General features: G+C 63.3%; 20 protein-coding genes. 10 read left to right on the forward strand and 10 right to left on the reverse strand.

Annotated features, from left to right (window positions below; all coding sequences use genetic code 11):
* Positions 1-65 precede the first annotated feature (65 nt).
* Positions 66-890, forward strand: coding sequence for a UDP-2,3-diacylglucosamine diphosphatase (locus tag FFS13_RS18580; protein ID WP_137820542.1), 825 nt, complete (start codon positions 66-68; stop codon positions 888-890).
* Complete coding sequence (locus tag FFS13_RS18585) at positions 887-1,921, forward strand: glycosyltransferase family 1 protein (protein WP_137820543.1); 1,035 nt, start codon at positions 887-889, stop codon at positions 1,919-1,921. Before FFS13_RS18580 ends, FFS13_RS18585 begins: the two co-directional genes overlap by 4 nt.
* A gap of 57 nt (positions 1,922-1,978) precedes the next feature.
* Here FFS13_RS18585 and FFS13_RS18590 read toward each other — a convergent pair whose 3' ends face one another.
* Both FFS13_RS18590 and FFS13_RS18595 read right to left on the reverse strand, forming a co-directional pair.
* Complete coding sequence (locus FFS13_RS18590) at positions 1,979-3,367, reverse strand: adenylate/guanylate cyclase domain-containing protein (protein WP_137820544.1); 1,389 nt, start codon at positions 3,365-3,367, stop codon at positions 1,979-1,981.
* A 216-nt stretch (positions 3,368-3,583) separates the two neighbouring features.
* Entirely contained in the window at positions 3,584-3,901 is a 318-nt protein-coding gene (locus tag FFS13_RS18595; protein WP_137820545.1) for an Mpo1-like protein, read from the reverse strand.
* A 244-nt stretch (positions 3,902-4,145) separates the two neighbouring features.
* On the opposite strand from FFS13_RS18595, the gene FFS13_RS18600 reads away from it, so the two are divergent.
* Positions 4,146-5,147 carry an AraC family transcriptional regulator gene (locus tag FFS13_RS18600; protein WP_137820546.1) on the forward strand — a complete coding sequence of 334 codons (1,002 nt, stop codon included), beginning with the start codon at positions 4,146-4,148 and terminating at the stop codon, positions 5,145-5,147.
* Positions 5,148-5,240: 93 nt separating this feature from the next.
* Here the strand turns inward: FFS13_RS18600 and FFS13_RS18605 are convergent, their stop codons facing one another.
* On the reverse strand, positions 5,241-6,695 hold the full coding sequence (locus FFS13_RS18605; RefSeq protein WP_137820547.1) for a TrkH family potassium uptake protein: 1,455 nt from the start codon (positions 6,693-6,695) through the stop codon (positions 5,241-5,243).
* Positions 6,696-6,966: 271 nt separating this feature from the next.
* On the opposite strand from FFS13_RS18605, the gene FFS13_RS18610 reads away from it, so the two are divergent.
* Positions 6,967-7,527 carry a nitroreductase family protein gene (locus FFS13_RS18610; RefSeq protein ID WP_137820548.1) on the forward strand — a complete coding sequence of 187 codons (561 nt, stop codon included), beginning with the start codon at positions 6,967-6,969 and terminating at the stop codon, positions 7,525-7,527.
* A 37-nt stretch (positions 7,528-7,564) separates the two neighbouring features.
* Here the strand turns inward: FFS13_RS18610 and FFS13_RS18615 are convergent, their stop codons facing one another.
* The 6 genes from FFS13_RS18615 to FFS13_RS18640 form a co-directional block, all read right to left on the reverse strand.
* Complete coding sequence (locus FFS13_RS18615) at positions 7,565-8,896, reverse strand: HAMP domain-containing sensor histidine kinase (protein WP_137820549.1); 1,332 nt, start codon at positions 8,894-8,896, stop codon at positions 7,565-7,567.
* Positions 8,897-8,980: 84 nt separating this feature from the next.
* On the reverse strand, positions 8,981-9,391 hold the full coding sequence (locus tag FFS13_RS18620) for a Spy/CpxP family protein refolding chaperone (protein WP_137820550.1): 411 nt from the start codon (positions 9,389-9,391) through the stop codon (positions 8,981-8,983).
* 116 nt (positions 9,392-9,507) lie between these two features.
* Positions 9,508-10,185 (reverse strand): response regulator transcription factor, encoded by a 678-nt coding sequence (locus FFS13_RS18625; protein ID WP_137820551.1) that lies wholly within the window; start codon positions 10,183-10,185, stop codon positions 9,508-9,510.
* Positions 10,186-10,195: 10 nt separating this feature from the next.
* A complete protein-coding gene (locus FFS13_RS18630) occupies positions 10,196-10,612 on the reverse strand; it encodes a hypothetical protein (protein ID WP_137820552.1) in 417 nt (138 codons plus the stop codon).
* Between the two features lie 48 nt (positions 10,613-10,660).
* Positions 10,661-10,960: a YciI family protein gene (locus tag FFS13_RS18635; protein ID WP_137820553.1), complete on the reverse strand. Its 300-nt coding sequence runs from the start codon at positions 10,958-10,960 to the stop codon at positions 10,661-10,663.
* Between the two features lies 1 nt (position 10,961).
* A complete protein-coding gene (locus tag FFS13_RS18640) occupies positions 10,962-11,564 on the reverse strand; it encodes a septation protein A (RefSeq protein ID WP_137820554.1) in 603 nt (200 codons plus the stop codon).
* A gap of 103 nt (positions 11,565-11,667) precedes the next feature.
* On the opposite strand from FFS13_RS18640, the gene FFS13_RS18645 reads away from it, so the two are divergent.
* The 3 genes from FFS13_RS18645 to FFS13_RS18655 are packed head-to-tail and all read left to right on the forward strand — an operon-like array spanning position 11,668 to position 14,436.
* On the forward strand, positions 11,668-12,531 hold the full coding sequence (locus tag FFS13_RS18645) for a PHP domain-containing protein (RefSeq protein ID WP_137820555.1): 864 nt from the start codon (positions 11,668-11,670) through the stop codon (positions 12,529-12,531).
* Between the two features lie 13 nt (positions 12,532-12,544).
* Positions 12,545-13,174 carry an L-threonylcarbamoyladenylate synthase gene (locus FFS13_RS18650; protein ID WP_137820556.1) on the forward strand — a complete coding sequence of 210 codons (630 nt, stop codon included), beginning with the start codon at positions 12,545-12,547 and terminating at the stop codon, positions 13,172-13,174.
* A 47-nt stretch (positions 13,175-13,221) separates the two neighbouring features.
* A complete protein-coding gene (locus FFS13_RS18655; protein ID WP_137820557.1) occupies positions 13,222-14,436 on the forward strand; it encodes a tryptophan--tRNA ligase in 1,215 nt (404 codons plus the stop codon).
* A gap of 76 nt (positions 14,437-14,512) precedes the next feature.
* Here FFS13_RS18655 and FFS13_RS18660 read toward each other — a convergent pair whose 3' ends face one another.
* Positions 14,513-14,869: a PA2779 family protein gene (locus FFS13_RS18660; protein WP_137820558.1), complete on the reverse strand. Its 357-nt coding sequence runs from the start codon at positions 14,867-14,869 to the stop codon at positions 14,513-14,515.
* A 267-nt stretch (positions 14,870-15,136) separates the two neighbouring features.
* Between FFS13_RS18660 and FFS13_RS18665 the strand changes: the two genes are divergently transcribed.
* The 3 genes from FFS13_RS18665 to rluB all read left to right on the forward strand — a co-directional run bounded on the left by FFS13_RS18665 (position 15,137) and on the right by rluB (position 18,165).
* A complete protein-coding gene (locus tag FFS13_RS18665) occupies positions 15,137-15,835 on the forward strand; it encodes a ScpA family protein (protein WP_171006521.1) in 699 nt (232 codons plus the stop codon).
* A gap of 11 nt (positions 15,836-15,846) precedes the next feature.
* The gene (scpB, locus tag FFS13_RS18670) at positions 15,847-16,632 is read left to right on the forward strand and encodes an SMC-Scp complex subunit ScpB (RefSeq protein ID WP_137820560.1); all 786 of its coding nucleotides are present in this window, start codon (positions 15,847-15,849) and stop codon (positions 16,630-16,632) included.
* A gap of 201 nt (positions 16,633-16,833) precedes the next feature.
* Entirely contained in the window at positions 16,834-18,165 is a 1,332-nt protein-coding gene (rluB, locus tag FFS13_RS18675) for a 23S rRNA pseudouridine(2605) synthase RluB (RefSeq protein ID WP_137820561.1), read from the forward strand.
* The last annotated feature ends 142 nt before the right edge of the window (positions 18,166-18,307 follow it).

Genomic DNA, 18,307 nt, shown 5'->3' on the forward strand with positions numbered 1-18,307 from the left:
TGTGGCTGTCATGCGCGTTTCACCGCAGGCGCTCAAGCTCGGAAAAACCCTGCCGGAGGCCGCCCATGAGCAGCGCTCAGCTCGTCAAACCTAGTCGTAAGCAACGCGTCCGTACCCTCTGGATCTCGGATGTCCATTTAGGCACCCGCGATTGCCAGGCCGAGCATCTGTCGCAGTTTCTCAAGCGCTACCAGACGGACAAGGTCTACCTGGTCGGCGACATCATCGACGGCTGGCGGCTGCGCAGCGGCATCTTCTGGCCACAGGCGCACACCAACGTGATCCGCCGTTTACTGACCATGAGCAAACGCGGCACCGAGGTGATCTACGTCACCGGCAACCACGACGAGTTTCTGCGCCGTTACTCCAAGCTGGTACTGGGCAATATCCAACTGGTCGACGAGGCGGAGCATGTCACCGCCGATGGCCGCCGCCTGCTGATCGTGCATGGCGACCAGTTCGACGTGATCACCCGCTACCACCGCTGGCTGGCCTTTCTCGGCGACTCGGCCTACGAGTTCACCCTGACCCTGAATCGCTGGCTCAATCACTGGCGTCGCCGTTACGGCTATGGCTACTGGTCGCTCTCGGCCTACCTCAAGCACAAGGTCAAGAGCGCGGTGAACTTTATCAGCGACTTCGAAGAGGCCATCGCCCACGAGTGCGTCAAGCGTGGCTTCAATGGCGTGGTCTGTGGGCATATCCATCATGCCGAGATTCGCCAGGTGGGCGAGGTGGAGTACCTGAACTGTGGCGATTGGGTGGAGTCGTGCAGCGCCTTGATCGAGCATCTGGACGGCACTATCGAGCTGTATCGCCTGGCCGATGATCAGGCGCGCCTGGCCCAGCAAGAGGCCGAGCAGGTGCTGGCGGTCGAGCCGGCGGCATGAGAATCCTGATCGTCAGCGACGCCTGGCGGCCGCAGGTCAATGGCGTGGTCACCAGCCTGCAAGCGCTGGTCGCCGAGCTGCGTGGGCTGGGGCATCTGGTCAAGCTGCTGTCGCCGCTGGAGTTCCGCCACCGGCCGTGCCCGACTTACCCGGAAATCCCGCTGGTGTGGGAGCTGTGGAAGGTCGGTGCGGCGATCCGCGAGTTCCGTCCGGATTGCGTGCACCTGGCCACCGAAGGCCCGCTCGGCTGGGCGGCGCGCCGTTGGTTGGTGAAGCGCGGGTTGGCCTTTTCCACGGCGATCCACACGCGCTTTCCGGAATACATCCACACGCGCTGGCCACGGATTCCGTTGGCCTGGGGCTATGCCTATCTGCGCGTTTTTCACCGCCCGAGTCAGGCGGTGCTGGTGACGACCGAGCGCTTGCGCAGCGAGTTCGCCGGCTGGGGCTTGCAGCGTTTGAGGGTGTGGCGCAAGGGCGTGGATCTGCGCCTGTTCCAGCCGTCGCTGGCACACACCCGGCCGGAACAGCCGGTGTTTCTGTATGTCGGGCGGATCGCCGCGGAGAAGAACCTGGAGGCCTTTCTGCGTCTCGAGCTGCCAGGGGAGAAGCGTGTGGTCGGCGACGGTCCCCAGCGCGCGGAACTAGAGGCGCGTTATCCGCAGGTGCGCTTTTTCGGTTACCAGCATGGCCAGGCGTTGGCCCAGGCCTATGGCGCGGCCAGCGTGCTGGTGTTTCCCTCGCGTACCGACACCTATGGCTTGGTGATGCTGGAGGCGTTGGCCTGCGGCACGCCGGTCGCGGCCTTCCCGGTAGCCGGGCCGCTGGATGTGCTGGAGGCGGGGGTGACAGGGGTGCTGGATGAGGATCTGGCCAAGGCCTGCCTGGCGGCGCTGGAGTTGGACCGCAGAGGCTGCGCCGAGCGAGCGGCACGGCAGTCCTGGCGAGCCTCGGCGCTGGAGTTCCTGGCGCAGCAGCCGTTGCTGGATGGTGAGCCCGGCGAAATCGGCGCGGCATTCGTCAAGCCGTAGACGCGAGAGCGGCGCCCTTGCTGCTCTACCCAGTCAGCGGTTGAGCCTTGCCCGCGCTTAGAGAATCACCTTGTCGCGCAGTTTCTCGGCCGCCAGGTTGAGCGCCTGGATCACCCGTTCCTTGTCGAAGTTCTGGATGCCGTTGGTGTCCAGGTACATGGAGAAACCGGGCAGTTCGTGCTCGACATAGCTGGAGGTGGCGCCGAGGTCGCGGCGAAAATCCACCACTTGATAGATCTGCACCGGGCGGGAGAAGCCCTTGACGCTGATCTGGCCCTTGTCGCGGCACATGATCACGTCTTTCACCAGCGAGTAGGTCTCATGGGAGATCAGGATCTCGCCGGACTCGGCGGCGCTTTCCAGGCGGCTGGCGAGGTTCACGTCGCGGCCGATGATGGTGTAGTCCATGCGCGTGTCGGCGCCGAAGTTACCCACGGTGCAGTAGCCGGTGTTCAGGCCCATGCGGATTTCCAGCGGCTTGGTGATGCCCTGGGCACGCCACTGTTGACGCAGCACCTTCATATGCTTGCGCATGGCGATGGCCATGGATACCGCGTTCACCGCGTCCTTCTTCGCGCCCTGGCTGGCCGGATCGCCGAAGAACACCATCACGCAGTCACCGATGAACTTGTCGATGGTGCCACCGTATTTCAGGGTGATCTTCGACATCTCGTTCAGGTAGGTGTTGAGCAGGTCGGTCAGGGCCTCGGCTTCCAGTTCCTCGGACAGCTCGGTGAAGCCCTTGATGTCGGAGAAGAACACCGTGAGCTTCTTGCGCTGGGTTTCCAGGCGCACGCTCTTCTTGCCGCTGAAGATCGATTCCCAGACCTGGGGCGACAGGTATTTGGCCAGGTTGCGTGCCAGCCGCGCGGCCTTTTCCTGCTCGCGTTTGATCTCGCTACGGGCGACGCCGAGGCGGATGCCCTGTTGGTGCATGAAGTAGGCGGTAATGCCGATGTACAGCGTGGTGAACAGCACGCTGACCAGCGCCACCAGGGTTGGCGTGGTGGCTTTCAATTCGGGTTGGACGACGACGCTGGTCAGCACCAGTCCGCTGACCGCGATCAACAGCGACAGCCCGAGGTAGCGCAGGCCGCCAATGATCAGCGCGCTGAAGCTCAGGGTGAGCAGGAGCATCAGACTCGGGACCACCGAGAAACCCAGCAGCGCCGCACCGGCGCCGACATGCAGGGCGTCGATAAACAGCAAGACCAGGTTGGTGTGTTGTGGATGCTCGCCCTTGAAGCGCTGACTCAGGTGATGCGCCAGGTGTGGGTAGAGCAGGGCGTAGGGCACCAACCAGAGGATGTCGTAACCGAAATACTGCACATAGGTGCCCGCCGCGATGCTGGCAGCCGTGGCGATATAGGCCAGTACGCGGGAGTAGTACTCGCGTAGGGGGAGCGAGGGTAAGTCGTTAAAGCGCTCGAGATGGGCTGATTTCATGGCGGTGACACTATCCCTACTGATTTTCTGACGTCTCTGCTGGGCGTCTATGCGCTTTGCAAGGCCGAGGCCAAGCTTTTGACTGGTCGGGATCATAACCAGCAAAGGTTCGGCAGCCAAGCATGGCTGCCGAATGGCGGCGCCAGGGTTGCCAGTGGTTAGCCAGTCGTTGAAAAGGCTGGCGAGCGAAACCCGCAGTAGTTCTTCAACGGCCGGTTAGAACTTGATGCGTCCGGTCAGGGCATCCTTGAGCATCACCCAGTCGCCCATAAAGCTGTAAAGCGGGTACTTGAAGGTGGCGGGGCGGTTCTTTTCGAAGATGAAGTGGCCGACCCAGGCGAAACCATAACCGGCCAGCGGTAGCGCCAGCAGCCACAGCCACTGCTGGCTGACGACGGCGTAGGCGAGGATGCTCAGCACCAGCAGGCTGCCGGCATAATGCAGGCGGCGGCAGGTCGCGTTGCTGTGTTCCTGCAGGTAATAGGGGTAGAAATCGGCAAAGCGGGTGTAGCGCTCGCTGGTTTGCGTGCCCATGGCACACCTCCTGTCATGGTTAAGGCGCGGATTGGCTGTCCCGGTAAACCACCGCGCGGTGAGTCCGGCACGGGCCCGGACTGCGCTCACGCCCCCGTTAGGTGGGCGGCACAGCCCTGCGCCCGTGGTATTTGCAGTCTAGGGCGAGTGTCTTCGCGGGCCAGTGACATTAGGCGCCAGTTTAGTATCCTTGCGCCGCCAGGCCGCGCTCTTGCGGCCAGCGTGGATAGCACAAGAAGGCGCCATGAGCGAACGTACGACTTCCTCAAGCTGGGCCCTGGGCATAGTGCAGGCGCTGGAAATGGGCGGGGTCGACTGCCGTCGGCTGTTTCCCGAGCTGGGGCTGGATTACGCCGCACTGGATGACCCGGATGCGCGTTTCCCGCAGGACGCTATGACCCGGCTGTGGCAGCGGGCGGTGCAGCTCTCGGGCAATCCGGCGATTGGCCTGAACATGGCCAAGGTGGTGCGCCCGGCGTCCTTTCATGTGGTCGGTTATGCGCTGATGTCCAGCCGTACTCTGAAAGAAGGGTTCGCCCGGCTGGTGCGTTATCAGCGGATCATCGGCGAAGGGGCGGACCTGAGTTTTCGCCCGCTGCCTGAGGGTTATGCGCTGATGCTGGCGATCCATGGCGACCGCCTGGCCCCCGCCCGGCAGAGTGCCGAGGCTTCACTGGCCTACGCCCTGGCTTTCTGTCGCTGGATGACCGGCAAACCCATTCGTCCGCTGCTGGTCAGCTTTCAGGGCGAGCCGCCGGCCGATCTCGAGCCCTATAAACAGGTGTTTCAGGCGCCCTTCCAGTTCAATGCCGCGCATTACGCGCTGCTGTTCGAACGCGCCGACATGGAATCGCCGCTGCCCACGGCCAATGCGTCGCTGGCGCAGTTGCACGATCGCTTCGCCGGCGAATACCTGGCGCGCTTCTCGGAAAGCCGGGTGACCCATCTGGCGCGCCAGGTGCTTTGCCGGTTGTTGCCCCAGGGTGAGCCCAAGCGCGACACGGTGGCGCAGGCGCTGCACCTGTCGCAGCGCACCCTGCAGCGGCGTCTGCAGGAGGAGGGCACCAGCTTCCAGCAATTGCTCGACGATACCCGCCGCGAACTGGCCGTGCAGTACCTGGCCCAGCCTAATCTGACCCTGCTGGAAACCGCCTACCTGCTCGGCTTTGCCGACCCGAGCAACTTCTTCCGCGCCTTCCGCCGCTGGTTCGACGCGACCCCGGGCGAGTATCGCGCGCGGTTGTAAAATTGTGCCTGGATAAAGCCCTTCAACGACCCGTCGCAAGCGCGTGTAGGCCGCACGCGGATCAGCTGCGCGCAGCAGGTCGGAAAAGGGTTTTCAGTGCTTCCAGAAGGCCGGGGTGAGCAATACCAGCACCGTCAGGATTTCCAGGCGGCCCAGCAGCATGCCCAGCGAGAGCAGCCACTTGGCCGCATCCGGCAGGCTGGAGAAGTTGCCGGCCGGGCCGATGATCGGGCCGAGGCCCGGGCCGACGTTGGCCACCGCGGTGGCGGCACCGCTCATCGCAGTCATCCAGTCCAGCCCCATCAGCGCCAGACCGAGGGCGATCACGCCGATGGTGATGCCGAAGAAGAAGGAGAAGGTGAGGATCGAACGGACGATCTCATCGTCCAGGTTATGCCCGTTGTATTGCTGCTTGATCACCGCGCGCGGGTGTACCAGTTGCTGCAGGTTGGCCTTGAGCAGCACATAGGCGACCTGGAGGCGGAAGATCTTCAGGCCGCCGGAGGTGGAGCCGGAGCAGCCGCCGACGAAGGTCAGGTAGAAGAACACCATCACCGCGAAGCTGCCCCACTGGTTGTAATCGCCGAGGGCATAGCCGGTGGTGGTGGCCACCGAGGTGACGTTGACCGCGACTATGCGCACGGCGTCCAGCCAGGCGTGCTCGGAGTTCAGCCATAGCCAGGTGCCGAACGCCAGCCAGATCGCCACCAGAAAAGCGACGAAGTCGCGCACCTGATGGTCCTTGATCAAGGCTTTGCGGTTACCGCGTAGGGTGGCGACATAGAGGGTGAAGGGCAGGGCGCCGAGGATCATGAACAGCACCGCGACCCAGTGCACCGCCGGTTGCGTCCAGTTGGCCAGGGAGGCATCGGAGGTGGAGAAGCCGCCGGTGGCGATGGACGACATGGAGTGGTTGACCGCGTCGAACGGCGTCATGCCGGCGACCCAGAAACTCAGAAAGCCGAGCACCGTGAGGCCGATATAGACCAGCAGGATGTACTTGGCCGCCATATGCGAGCGCGGCATGACCTTCTCGCCCCAGTCCGAGGATTCGGTCTGGAACAGGCGCATGCCACCGACCCGCAGCAGCGGCAGGATCGCCACCGCCATGCCGATAAAGCCGATCCCGCCCAGCCAGTTGATCAACGAGCGCCACATCAGCAGGCCCGGCGAGGCGTGATCCAAGCCGACCAGCACGGTGGAGCCGGTGGTGGTAATGCCGGACATGGTTTCGAAGAAGGCATCCGTATAGCTGATGTCTTGAATGATCACCATCGGCAGCGCCGCGAAGCAGCACACCACTATCCAGCTGGCGGTAGTCAGCATGTACATGTCGCGCGGCCGCAGGTGCGCGTGCTCCGGGCGTCCGGGGGCAACCAGCGCGAGGCCGGCGAGTACGGTGATCAGGCTCGACCAGAGGAAGGCGTTGAGATCGTCGGTGCGCTCGAAGAGCAGCAGGGTCAGCATGGGAATGACCATGCTGACCGCGAGGGTGATCAGGAAGATGCCGAGGATAAAACCAATGATGCGCAGGGTCGGCAGGGCCATGGAGTCGGCTCGGGCTCAGGAAGACAAGGGGCGCCATTCTACTCGCGCCTATGGGCCTGTAAACCAGCCTTTACGGGGCTGCGCAGGCGTTTTCTGCTGGTTAGGATAGCCGCCGCTGCTTGTCATGCCGTAGGGCGTACTCGCCGCAGGCAGTACGCCGACCTATTGGCGGGCTGTCGCTGCGCTCCGAGACCACCCTACGCGCAAGCGGCCGCGGGCCGAGTCGTCCGATCGGCTAGAATGCGCGCTATCTTTTTTCTGGAGGTGGCCGATGGAGGCTCTCGACGCTCTGCTTAACCGTGTTTCCGCGCCGCGCTTGCGCGAGCCCGCACCCGATGCGGCGCAACGTGAGGTGCTGTTTCGCGCGGCCTTGCGGGCGCCGGATCATGGCCAGCTGCGGCCCTGGCGTTTTCTCACGGTGGAGGGGGCTGCGCGCGAGCAACTCGGTGAGTTGTTTGCCGCGGTGCTGACCGCTGACTCGGCGCAGGTCACGCAAGAAGCCTTGAGCAAGGCCCGGGCGATGCCGCTGCGCGCACCGCTCCTGATAGTGGTGATCGCCCGTTTGCAAGACCACTTCAAGATCCCGCAGCAGGAGCAACTGCTGGCGGCTGGCTGCGCGGCGCATGGCATTCTGCTGGCCGCTCACGCCCAGGGCATTGGTGCGGTCTGGCGGACCGGCGAGCTGGCCTACAACGCGGGGGTGGCCCAGGGCCTGGGCTTGAGCGCGGCTGAGCAGATCATCGGCTTTCTCTATCTGGGGACGCCGGAGCGTGAGTTGCGTACCCCGGCAGAACTGGCGGTCAGCGACTTCGTCAGTGCCTGGCCGGCTTGATTGCTAGGGCAAGACCCTAGGCCGGGTTCTACCCAGCCTAGAGCTCGCTCGCCATCAGCGGCAGTTCCAGGCTGGCAATAAAGCCACCGCCTGGATGGTTTGCCAGCTTCAGGCTGCCGCCGTGCCGTTCGGCGGCGCGGCGGGCAATCGCCAAGCCCAAGCCATGCCCCGCCGTGCTTTGTTCCGGGGCGCGGAAGAAGGGTTCGCCGAGTCGAGGCAAATGCGCGGTCGGCACGCCGGGGCCATGATCGCGCACGCTGAGCAGCAAGCGTTCAGCCTGACGCTGCGCTAATAGCTCGATCGGCTGGTCGGGCGGATTGAAACGCAGGGCATTGCGCAGCAGGTTGTCCAGCGCGCGCTCGAGCATGTCCGGCCAGCCTTGCAGGCTCAGCCCCGGCTCTATTTCGATGCGGATCTCCTGCTCCGGGGCGCTCAGTTGTGCATCCTGCCGCCGACTTTCGAGCAGGGCCGGCAGGTCGATCGGCTGTGCGGCGCCAGGCTCGGCATCCAGGCGGGCGAGGGCGAGAATCTCACTGATCAAGGCTTCCAGGCGGTCGCATTCGCGGGACAGACGTGGCCACAGCTGTTCGCGTTCGCCTGGACCTGCGCGTTCGGCCAGGGCCAGGGCGATGCGCAAGCGCGCCAGCGGTGAGCGCAGTTCGTGGGACACATCGCGCAGCAGTTGGCGCTGGCTGCCGATCAGGCCTTGCAGGCGTGCGCCCATGCGGTTGAAGTCGCTGGCCAGTACGCCGAATTCATCGCGGCGGTTGGCCAGGCGCGCCAGGCTGTGCTGCTGATAGCTGGTCTGCCCGAGGTCATGCACGGCGCCGCGCAGGCGGCTCAGCGGGCGGGTGATGGAGAGTGTCAGCAGTAGGCTGAACAGGCTCAGCACCACCAGCGCGATGCCCAGCGCACTCAGCGGCCAGAGCAGGCTGCCGCGGTGCCAGGCATCCAGCTCCGGGTGTGGAATGCGGTAGATCAGCAAGTAGGTCTCGCCGCTCGCCGGGCTGGTGTAGTCGGCGGTCAGGCGGCGCCAGGGCAAGCGCCGCCGATCATTGTGCCGACGCGCCTCGAAGGCCGCCGCGCGTCGCGGGAAGGTGCCCTTGACCAGTGCGTCGCCGTTATCGTCGAGCACCTGGATGTCGATGTGGTAGCGGCGTTTGCGCTGCTCCAGATAGTGCTGCGCGGCCTGCTCGCCTTCTGCTTCATAGATCTGCGTCCAGCGCTCGGCCAAACCCTGGAGGCCTGGGTGGCGGCTGAGAATCCAGGCGTCCTGGTTCAGCGCATGGCCAAGCAGCATGGACAGCCCGGCGACCAGGGCGATGGCCAGCCAGAAGCTGGCGAAGATGCGCCAAAACAGTGAACGCACAGCAACTCCTTAAACGGACAAAGCCCATCCAACAGCGCTGTGCTGGATGGGCGGGTAGCCTTCGGCTTTTATACCGCGGCAAGCTTACTGGGCTTTTTGCTCTTTCTGGGCTTTCCAGGCTTCGAACTCGGCGCGTTCGGCGCGGCGTTCTTGCTGCTTCTTCTGCAACTCGTCGAACTGTTTCTGTTGTTCAGGCTTGAGCAGGGCGCGGATCTCGCTCTGAGTCTTGTCGTGTTTGGCCTTGAGTTCATCCTGCATGGCTTTCTGTTCGGCTGCGGGCAGCTTGTCCAGGTAGCGCTGGGTGATCTCGTGGCGGCTGTGCATTTGCTCGCCCATCAGCTTGCCGATGGCATGCCGTTGCTCCTTGCTCAGATCCAGTTCTTTGAACACCTGCGAGCCGTGTGCGCCGCCGTGGCGTGGGCCGCCCTCGGGCATGGCCATGGCGAATGTCGGCAGGGCTGCGGCGAACAGGACGGCGATGAGGGTCTTACGCATGAGGTGTCTCCTTGTCTCGATTCCGGCCGGTTGCCGGATGTGCCCAGTCTAGGGATGGCAAGGTCAAGGGCGGTCAGGCAAGGGTAAAGCTTAGGTAAAGGCTGGGGGAGCTGGGTTCAGGCGCTGTAGTAGTAACCGCGGCTACGCAGCGCGAGGATGCGCGGCCGGCCATCGGGGTGTGGGCCGATTTTTTTCCGCAGGTTGCTGACGTGCATGTCCAGGCTGCGGTCGTACAGGGTCAGCTTACGACCGAGGGCCAGTTGCGCCAGTTCTTGCTTATCCACCGGCTCGCCGGGTTGGCGCAGCAGGGCTTCGAGCAGGCGGCTTTCGGAGACGGTGAGGATGACCTCATGGCCGTCAATGTTGACCACGCCGCGGGCCGGGCTGAAGCACAAGTCACCCAGCTCCAACTGGCTGGACACGGCCACTGGCAGGCTACGGCGCAGAACGGCGCGTAGACGGGCCGTCAGTTCACGAGGATCACAAGGTTTGGCCAGGTAGTCGTCGGCGCCGAGTTCCAGGCCGAGGATGCGATCCAAGGGTTCGCCACGGGCCGAGAGCATCAATACCGGCAGTTCGGGGTGGTCGCTGCGCAGCTGCTTGAGCAGCTCCAGGCCGCTGCCGTCGGGCAGCATGACATCCAGCACGACGGCGGCGGGTGGCTGTGCGGCGAGTGCCGCACGGGCGCTATGGCCGTCATGACAGGCGCTGACTTGAAAGCCTTCCTGACTCAGCCAGCTGGTCAGCAGTTCGCACAGTTCACGGTCATCGTCGATCAGCAATAAGGTGGGCATATGGCGGCGCTTAGTTGATCCATTCGCGGCGGGTTCTGCGGCGACCACGCAGCATGGCGCCGCAGAGCAGGGCGATGAGTGCCACGCCCGCGCCAACCACAAACCACAGCTGTTGTTCGCTCAGCAGGCGTGCCGGCTGTTCGGCCTGGGCTTGCTTGAGTTGCAACTTGAGCCGCTGGTTGTCCTGGCGCAGCCGCGTCAATTGAGCGTTCTCGCGCTCACCGCCAGTGCTTTGTAGTTGCGCGGCCAGTTCGGCGCGCCGCTGTTCACTTTCGGCCAGGCGCTGCTCCAGTGCGTCAATTTGCATTTGCGTCGCGGTGGCGGCCAAGGGTGGGTTGCTGTCAGGCGCAGCCGATAGTTCCTCGGCGTGCAGCTGGCCAGTCATCAGCAATGCAGCGAGCAGCAGGGACAGCGGACCTTGGCGCATCGGAACTCCTATTTCCTGGTTGTTAGCGGCCTGCGGTTTCGGTGGCGCTTAGGGGAGCACGAGCTTGAAGGGTTTCACCAGCACGCTGGCATAGACCCCGGCAGCCCGGTAGGGATCGGCGTCGGCCCAGCTCTGGGCGGCGCTAAGGGATTCAAACTCGGCGACGATCAGGCTGCCGCTGAAGCCGGCGGCGCCAGGGTCATTGCTATCGACTGCCGGGTGCGGGCCGGCGAGCACCAGGCGGCCTTCATTTTTCAGCTGTTCCAGCCGAGCCAGGTGGGCGGGGCGGGCGGCCAGGCGGTTTTCCAGCGAGTTGGCTAGATCGGTGGCAATGATCGCGTAGAGCATGTCAGTCCTTGGTTTTAGTAGCAGAAGGGGCGGGTTCGACGTCATGGATATGCCGAGCGAGGAACAGGCCTTGGCCGATCAAGAACAGCAGGGTCATGCCCAGGCTGCCGAATACCTTGAAGTCGACCCAGATGCTCTGGAAGGTGAACGCGACGAACAGGTTGGCGGCGCCACTGACGAGGAAGAACCCAATCCAGGCAATATTCAGACGGTTCCAGATCGGCTCGGGCAGGCTGATGGCATGGCCCATGATGCGTTGGATCAGCGGCTGCTCACCGATAAAGTGGCTGCCGGCAAAACCCAAGGCGAACAGCCAGCTGACCACTGGCGCCTTCCATTTGAGGAAGGTCTCACTGTGGAAGGCCAGCGTCAGGCTACCGAATACCAAGCAGGCGATCAGGGTCAACCACTGGCTTTTCTCCAGCTTGCGCTGCAACAGGAAAAAGATGCCGTAGACCACCACCGAGCTGAGGATCAACATCGCGGTGGCACTGAAAATACCGCCTAGCATGTAAGTATTGCCGGCCAGTTCAACCGCACGGGGTTCGAGCTTGTAAACGATGAAGAACAGGATAAGCGGGATGAAGTCGATGAATTGTTTCACAGTGGCAGCCAGAAGCAGGATGTGCCGGCATAATAACAAACCAAACCAGTAGGGAAACTCCGAACGCATCAGAGTTTCCCGCGGGTAGAGAGAGAAGCACCGAATGAACGTCGATCTGCACTGCCACAGCACAGCCTCCGATGGCGCCCTAGCGCCTGCCGTGGTGGTCGCGCGCGCCCATGAACGGGGGGTGCGCATGCTGGCGCTGACCGACCATGACACTTTGGAAGGCCTCGACGAGGCCCGTGTCGCCGCCACTGCGCTGGATATGCAACTGATCAACGGCGTGGAACTGTCCTGTACCTGGGGTGGTGCGACCATTCATGTACTCGGCTACGGCTTTACGGCCACTGCGCCAGCGCTATTGCAGGCGATTGCCGAGTTGCGCGATGGCCGCTGGTTGCGCGCCGAAGAAATCGACAAACGCCTGGAAGCCAAGGGCATGCCGGGCGCACTCGAAGGCGCGCGGGCCATCCAGCAAGAGTTGGGGGATAGCGGTAATGCGCCGGCGCGGCCGCACTTCGCCGAGTTCCTGGTGCGTGCCGGGCATGTGCGCGACCGCGCCGAGGCGTTTCGCAAGTGGCTGGGCTCCGGCAAGCTGGGTGACGTCAAACAGCATTGGCCGACCCTCGAACAGGCGGTCGCTACCCTGCGCGAGGCGGGTGCCTGGGTCAGTTTGGCGCACGCCTGGCAGTACGACTTCACCCGCAGCAAGAGGCGCAAGCTGATCGCCGACTTCATCCAGGCTGGCGGTCATGCGCTGGAGGTAGTCAATGGCATGCAGCCGGCGGAACAAGTCGGCAGCCTGGCCATTCTGGCGCGTGAATTTGGTCTGCTGGCTAGCGTCGGTAGTGATTTCCATGCGCCGGGAGACTGGTCTGAGCTGGGCATGTACCGCCCATTGCCGGATGATCTCCCGCCGCTCTGGTTGCGTTTCGAGCATGTCCAGCAGCCTGCTGCCCTCTGAACAGGGAGTTCCCGTGAGTCAATTCTTCCAGGTACACCCGGAAAACCCCCAGGCGCGCCTGATTAAACAGGCGGTGGCAATCATCAAGGCCGGCGGGGTGATCGTTTATCCAACGGATTCCTCCTACGCGCTGGGCTGTCATATCGGCGACAAGGGCGCGGTGGAGCGGATCCGCCGTCTGCGCCAGTTGGACGATAAGCACAACTTCACCCTGGTCTGCCGTGATCTGTCGCAGTTGGGGTTGTTCGCCAAGGTCGATACCGGAGCGTTCCGCCTGCTCAAAGGCCATACGCCGGGTCCTTACACCTTCATTCTGAGCGCCACCCGCGAAGTGCCGCGCATGCTGCTGCATCCCAAGCGCCGCACCATAGGTTTGCGGGTGCCGAGTCATCCGATTGCCCAGGCACTGCTGGAGGAGCTCGGTGAGCCGCTGATGAGTGTCAGCCTGATTCTGCCCGGCGAGGAGCTGCCGATGAGCGATCCGTACGAGATGCGTCAGGTGCTGGAGCATCAGGTCGATCTGATCCTGGACGGCGGTTTTGGCGGCCTGGAAGCCTCTACCGTGGTCAGCCTGGTCGACGATGAGCCGGAAATCGTCCGTGTCGGTTGTGGCGATCCGACGCCTTTTGTGGGTGGCGCCTAGGTGCTGGCTATAATCGGCTTTCTGTCTGTTCGGCAAAGGAAAACTGTTTGAGCCTCGTCGATTCTCAACGGCGCGTGCTATCGGGCATGCGCCCCAGCGGCCGCTTGCACCTCGGTCACTACCACGGCGCGCTGAAGAACTGGGTCAAGCTGCAGCACGAGTACGAGTGCTTCTTCTGCATCGTTGACTGGCATGCGCTGGCCACCGATTACGATGAGGTCGGGCAGATTTCCCAGCACGTCATGGAGATGGCGGTGGACTGGCTGGCCGCAGGCGTCAGCCCCAGTTCGGCGACCCTGTTCATCCAGTCGCAGGTGCCGGAACACGCCGAACTGCACCTGCTGTTGTCGATGATCTGCCCGCTCAGCTGGCTGGAGCGGGTGCCCTCCTATAAAGAGCAGCAGGATCAACTGCACCACAAAGACCTCAGCACCTATGGCTTTCTTGGCTACCCCTTGCTGCAGGCGGCCGACATCCTGTTGTATCGCGCCGGCCTGGTGCCGGTCGGTGTCGACCAGGTGCAGCACATCGAGTTTGCCCGCGATGTCGCGCGGCGTTTCAACCATCTGTACGGCCGCGAGCCGGGCTTCGAGGACAAGGCCGAAGCGGCGATCCTCAAACTCGGCAAGAAAACCGCCAAGCTCTACAACAGCCTGCGCAAAGCCTTTCAGGAACAGGGCGATGTCGAGGCGCTGGAGACCGGGCGAGCACTGCTCAAGGAGTTGCAGAGCGTCACCCTTGGGGATAAGGAGCGCTTGTTCGGCTATCTGGAGGGCGGCGGCAAGGTCTTGCTGCCGGAGCCGCAGGCGCTGCTCGATGACACGCTGAAGATGGCCGGGCTGGATGGCAGGAAGATGTCCAAGTCCAATGGCAATGCCATCTACCTGCGCGATACCAGCGAGGAGGTGGAGGACAAGCTAAAACGCATGCCGACCGACCCCGCGCGGGTACATCGCGCCGATCCGGGTGACCCGGCGCGCTGCCCGGTGTGGCAGTGGCATGAGGTGTACTCCAATAACGAGACTCGGGCGTGGGTGCAGCAGGGCTGCAAAAGCGCCGGCATTGGCTGCCTGGACTGCAAGGCACCGCTGATCGAGGCGGTTCAGGCTGAACTGAAGCCCTTGCAGGCGCGCGCCATCGATTACCAGGACAGCCCGGAGCTGGTGCGCAGCATTCTGGCTGAGGGCGCTGAGCGGGCCCGTGATGAAGCGCGTGAAACCCTTGCCGAGGTTCGTTTGGCCTTGGGTTTGAATTACCGATAACTCGACTGAGTAAGCCGTGGTTGGGCGCCCTGGCTTACTCAGGCGAGGGGCTCCTGTGGCTGTCATGACACCTCGGTCAGAGGGCTATCGCCACCAGAATGGCAACCAATAGGATGATCACTATATCGGTATTACTGAGGGCGCCGCCGGCGGGAAGGGCATCGATCCGTTGCGCCAGCAGGGTGACTTCTTGCACCGTCAAGGCATCGACACGCTCTTTGGCAAAGGTCGCCTCGACGCCCAGAGCCTGCATTTTTTCCTGCACGCTAGCGCGGCTCAAAAAATCGTGGACTTTGTCGCGGTCGGCCTGAGCCTGTTGTGCGGCTACGGCCTCTTGCGTCGAGATCATCCCGACTTGCACCGCAGAGGTTTGGACGAAAGCCAGGCATGCGAACAGCAAAACAACACCGAATGCCATCGTTAATGTTTTCATGGCGCGCCTCCCAAGGATCCTGTTAGAACCCATTGAAGTGAACGTTCCGAACTCATTAAGTTTGGCACAGCGTGTGGACGTGGCAACTTTCCGGCCTTGGCCGGGATTGCGCGACCTATGCCCGATCCGGAGGAATATATGCAGGACATACCGCCAATAGCGCCTTCAGACAGCCAGGCCGGCGCGCAGCAGGAGCTGCCGTTCGCCCTGGTGTACGGCAAGGCCGTCACCGAGCTGCCGCTGGATTTGTATATCCCGCCGGATGCGCTGGAGGTGTTCCTCGAAGCCTTCGAAGGCCCGCTCGACCTGCTGCTGTACCTGATTCGCAAACAAAACATCGACGTGCTGGATATCCCGGTGGCGGAGATTACCCGGCAGTACATGGGGTATGTCGAGTTGATGCAGTCCGTGCGCCTGGAGTTGGCCGCCGAGTACCTGGTAATGGCTGCGATGCTCGCCGAGATCAAGTCGCGCATGCTGCTACCGCGCTCCAGCGAGGCGGAGGAAGAAGAGGATGACCCGCGCGCCGAACTGATCCGGCGGCTGCAGGAATACGAACGCTATAAGGCCGCCGCCGAAGGCATCGATCAACTGCCGCGGGTTGGCCGCGATCACAGGGTGCCGTGCCTGGATGCGCCGCAAGCGCGGGCGCGCAAGCTGTTGCCCGACGTAAGCCTGGAAGAGCTGCTGCTGTCGATGGCCGAGGTATTGCGCCGTGCCGATATGTTCGAGAGTCACCAGGTCACACGGGAGGCGCTGTCGACCCGCGAGCGGATGAGCGAGGTGCTGGAGCGCCTCAAGGGCGGGGCCTTTGTGCCGTTCGTGGCCTTGTTCCGCGCCGAAGAGGGCCGCCTCGGCGTGGTGGTGACCTTTATGGCGGTGCTCGAGTTGATCAAGGAATCCCTGGTCGAGCTGGTGCAAAATGAGGCCTTTGGACCTATCCATGTGCGTGCGCGAGCCGAATAAAGAGTCGAAAGATGAACCTGAGCGACCCCCGCGAGCTGGCCTCGCTACTCGAAGCTTTCCTCCTGGCGTCCGGCAAACCGCAGTCGCTTGAGCGCTTCTTCGAGCTGTTCGAAGAGGCCGAGCGGCCCGAACCGGCCGTGTTTAAAAAGGCCTTGGCGCTGCTGGGTAAGTCCTGTGAAGGGCGGGCCTTCGAGCTGAAGGAAGTCGCTACGGGTTACCGTCTGCAGGTGCGCGAGCAGTACGCGCCTTGGGTTGGCCGGCTCTGGGAGGAGCGGCCGCAGCGCTATTCCCGCGCCATGCTGGAAACCCTGGCGCTGATTGCCTATCGCCAGCCGATTACCCGCGGCGAGATCGAGGATATTCGCGGCGTGGCGGTGAACAGCCATATCGTCAAAACCTTGCTCGAACGTGAGTGGATTCGCGTCGTCGGTTATCGCGATGTGCCGGGCAAACCGGCGATGTTCGCCACCACCAAGCTGTTTCTCGATCACTTCAACCTGAAGAGTCTCGAGGAACTGCCGCCGCTGGCCGCGCTGCGCGAGTTGGAGCCGGAACCGCTGCTGGCCTTCGACGACGAGCTGCCGGTGCCGGATGACTTGCAGGCCCGCGCCGACTTGGCCGATTTGCCCGAGGACGCGGTGGAGCCGCGGAATGAAACCAGCTTCAGCAGCCTGTTGGCGGAGTTGGATTCGATGGAGCAGGGCCTGAAAACCGATTTCGATGACCTGGCCGATGCCGAGCAAGACGACAAGCGCGTAGAAGCCTTGCCGGACGAGGCGGAGGCTACCCGCGACTGAACGGAACCTGGGGGCATCCCCGGGTTTTGTGCGGGAATGAATGGCCCAAGGAAGGCTGATCGTTTATCGGTTGCTGGCAAAGTATCGCGAGCTAAGGCCGGCAGATGCGCTAGGCTTGATTGGCTGCGCAGCGTATGATGCGCGCCCCTCGGCGAGTCCTCGCCGCAGGTGACCAGATTGCTACACCGGGAGGTGCCCAGAATGAGTGAGTCCGAAGAATACAGTCCCGCCGGGGAAAAACTGCAGAAAGTCCTGGCGCGCATGGGCCTAGGCTCGCGCCGCGACGTGGAGGCCTGGATCGGCGAAGGCCGGGTCAAGGTCAATGGCAAGGCGGCGACCCTTGGTCAGCGTGTCGATCTGCATGACGCCATCGCCATCGATGGTCGCCTGCTCAAGCGTGAAGAGGCCGCCGAAGAGACGCGCCGCGTGCTGATCTACAACAAGCCCGACGGTGAAATCTGTACTCGCGACGACCCAGAAGGTCGCCCCACCGTATTCGATCGCCTGCCACGACCGAAAGAGGGTCGCTGGATCAATATCGGCCGCCTCGACATCAACACCACCGGTCTGCTGATGTTCACCACCGACGGTGAGCTGGCCAACCGCTTGATGCATCCGTCCTATCAGATGGACCGCGAATACGCCGTGCGCGTGCGTGGCGAAGTCGACGAAGACATGCTCCTGCGCTTGAAAAACGGTGTGCTGTTGGAAGACGGCCCGGCGCGTTTTACCGATATTAAGGAAGCGCCCGGCGGTGAAGGCTTCAACCATTGGTACCACTGCGTGGTGATGGAAGGTCGTAACCGCGAGGTGCGGCGCCTGTGGGAATCTCAGGGCTTGGTGGTCAGTCGGCTGAAGCGCGTGCGTTTCGGTCCGGTGTTCCTGACTTCCGATCTGACCATGGGCCGCTGGCGCGAAATGAGCCAGGGTGAAGTGGATATCCTCAGTGCCGAAGTGGGCCTGGCGCCTATTGTCCAGCAGGGGATGAAGGCCAAGACCCGCGAGAAGCTCGACCGCATGCAGCGTAAATCGGCTAAACCTGTGGGTCGTGGCGAGCGCCCGGTGAGAACCCTGCGCCCTGCCCATGGTGGCCCTGTAGCGAGCGGCGAAGGTGGCGAGCGCCCGTCCCGCGCCCCGCGCCCAGAGGCAGGCGAACGTCCTGTTCGGGCCCCGCGTGGTGAGGGTAATGAGCGTCCGCAGCGCAGTGGCGAGCGCCCAGCGCGTAGCCCGCGTCCTGAAGGCGGCGAGCGTCCTCAGCGTAGCGGTCCACGCTCCGAGTCCGCTGAGCATGGTTCGCGTACGCCGCGGCCCGCCGCTGGGCGCGCTGAGCAGAACCGGGGTACGCCGGTGGCTGAGCGTCCGAGCGAGGTGAACAAAAAGCGTCCGAGCGCTGGTAAGTCGGGACGGCCAGGCATCGAACTGGCCGATCGGCCGGCACGTAAACCCGCCGGTGCGCCGGCCAAGCGCCGTGGCCCGCCGGCTGGCGAAGGTCAGCGTCCGGGTTTCGGTCGCGGTCGTAAGCCGGAGAAATAATCCAGGCTAATAAAAAAGGGGCTCATTGAGCCTAATGCCAGTCAGTTAAGCTGATTGGCATTTTTGTTTCTGATCGGATATTTCGGGGATTTGAGCCTGATAGCCCGAGGATAAATACGCTCTTCTCGCCGATGCGGCAGGA

It is taken from the genome of Pseudomonas sp. 2FG (genome assembly GCF_005502935.1).
GTDB lineage: Bacteria > Pseudomonadota > Gammaproteobacteria > Pseudomonadales > Pseudomonadaceae > Aquipseudomonas.